The organism is Stenotrophomonas sp. 278 (assembly GCF_003935715.1).
GTDB lineage: Bacteria > Pseudomonadota > Gammaproteobacteria > Xanthomonadales > Xanthomonadaceae > Stenotrophomonas > Stenotrophomonas maltophilia_AH.
This window is the reverse complement of the sequence record NZ_RHPP01000261.1, coordinates 1-2343: the sequence shown is the minus strand read 5'-3', so window position 1 is coordinate 2343 and position 2343 is coordinate 1. Positions and strand designations below refer to the sequence as shown.

The 2343-nt window shown below is 66.7% G+C and carries 2 protein-coding genes; both read right to left on the bottom strand.

Annotation, left to right across the window (positions count from 1 at the left end; translation table 11 throughout):
* A partial coding sequence (gene mutL, locus EGJ34_RS21395; RefSeq protein WP_260477095.1) for a DNA mismatch repair endonuclease MutL occupies positions 1–1084 on the bottom strand: 1084 nt, incomplete at its 3' end.
* 177 nt (positions 1085–1261) lie between these two features.
* Positions 1262–2343: N-acetylmuramoyl-L-alanine amidase (locus EGJ34_RS21390; RefSeq protein WP_148100555.1), on the bottom strand; the 1082-nt coding region annotated here is incomplete at its 5' end.

Here is a 2343-nt window from a genome sequence, read left to right as displayed (position 1 = left end):
GCGCGTAGCCGCTGCCTGCGGCGGTGCCGGTGTACGCGGGCGCGACAGATTCGGCGTGCGTGTCGCCGGCCGCAGCGGTTGCGGTCATGCCAGCACGGGTTTCGGCCAGGGCTTCCTTCAGCGTGCGGTAGACGAAATCGTGGATGAGGCGCGAATCGCGGAAGCGCACTTCGTGCTTGGCCGGATGCACGTTGACGTCAACGCGGGTCGGGTCCAGCTCCAGGAACAGCACGTAGGCCGGCTGGCGACCATGGAACAGCACATCGCCGTAGGCCATCTTGACCGCATGGGCGACGCTGCGGTCGCGCACGGCGCGTCCATTGACGTAAAAATACTGCTGGTCGGTGCTGGCACGCGAATAATGCGGCTGCGCGATCCAGCCGTGCAGGCGCAGGCCCGCGCCGCTGTGATCGACACGCAATGCCTGGCCGGCAAAATCGTCGCCGAGCGTTTCGCCCAGGCGCGCATCGGAATACAGGTCACCGGGCTTGTAGCGGCGCGATGGCTTGCCGTTGTGCGAGACGCGCAGTTCGACATCGGGGCGTGCCAACGCCAGTGAGCGCAGCCACTCTTCGATGTGGCCCAGTTCGGTGCGTTCGGCGCGCAGGAACTTGCGTCGTGCCGGCACGTTGTAGAACAGCTCGCGCACTTCAACGGTAGTTCCGGGTGCATGCGCGCGCGGCGTCACCTGACCGACCTTGCCGCCTTCGATCTGCAGCGCGGAGCCATGTTCGTCGCTGGCGCGGCGCGAAGCGAGGGTAAAGCGACTGACCGAAGCAATGGAAGGAAGTGCTTCGCCCCGGAACCCGAGGGTGGCCACGGCTTCCAGGTCGCCCAGGCTGGCGATCTTGCTGGTGGCATGACGCGACACCGCCAGCGGCAGTTCCTCGGGCGCGATACCGCCGCCGTCGTCACGGATGCGGATCAGCCGCACGCCGCCTTCTTCAAGATCGATATCGACACGGGTGGCCCCGGCATCCAGTGCGTTCTCCACCAGTTCCTTGACCACGGACGCAGGCCGCTCCACGACCTCGCCGGCGGCGATCTGGTTGATGAGGATTTCGGGTAACTGACGGATGCTCATGGTGTGATGATAGCGAAATGGGCGTCCGACTTTTCTGGATGCATCTCGCCAAGAGCGGCGTTTTCGTTCATCCGTGTTGGCCAACCATCGCAGTGGTGTGGCCCTGTAGTGACACGCCATGCGTGTCAGCGGTAGTCCATCCGGAGCCGGCGAGTAAAAACCCGCCGAGGCGGGTTTTTATTTGCTGCCGCCGGCGACGGTGCTGGCGGCGTCTATTTCGGCCTGGGCGCGGGCGGCGTAGAGGGTGCCCGGCGGCGGCTGGCGGCTGAAGAAGGTGTGCACGCCATCCAGTACGGCACCGGCGATCTGGCGCTGGTAAGCCGGGTCCATCAGGCGGCGCTCTTCGTCTGGATTGGAAATGAAGGCGGTTTCCACCAGCATCGCCGGCATGTCCGAGGTGCGCAGCACCGCGAAGTTGGCGCGCTCGATGTTCGGCTTGTGGTTCTTGCCGATGCGCTTGAGACCGCCCAATACATGACCCGCGGCGTCTTCCGAGGCCTTCATGTAACCGCTCTGGGCCAGATCCAGCAGCACGTTTGCGAGGGTGCCCTCGGTCTGCTGCAGGCGCACGCCGCCGACCAGATCGGCCGCGTTTTCCTTGTCCGCCAGCCAGCGCGCGCGCTGCGATGATGCGCCCTTGGTCGACAGCACGTACACCGACGAACCCTTCGCCGCGCGGTTTTCCGCCGCGTCCGCGTGGATCGAGATGAAGATGTCCGCCTTCGCCGAACGCGCCTTCTGCGCGCGCATCGGCAGCGGAATGAACACGTCGCTGTCGCGGGTGAGGTACGCCTTCAGACCCGGTGTCGCATTGACCTGCCGTGCCAGTTCACGCGCTACCGCCAGGGTGATGTCCTTTTCGCGCTTGCCCGTGGGGCCCACTGCGCCCGGATCCTGACCGCCGTGGCCCGGGTCGATCGCCACCACCAGCGGACGCATGCCTGATTGCATTTTGATCCGTGATGCGTCGCTGGGCATGACCGGACGCGGAGTCTGCACCGGCGCAGCCGGCGTCGGCGTCGGCGCGGGTACGACAGCCGCCGTCTGCTGGCCGGCCAGAATGGCAGCCGGTGACAACGCATTGCTGGCCGCATTGGCCGTGCTGGCCGACGTCACCGTGCCTGTGGCTGTTGGTGCGGCCGGCGCAGGAACCGGGGCTGCTGCACCGGCGCTCGCCTGCTGGCGCGCATTGGCCGTCAGCAACGCGGTCGCGCGTGCGGCTTCCTCACGCGCCTGCGCGGCTTCAGCCGGCGTCGGCG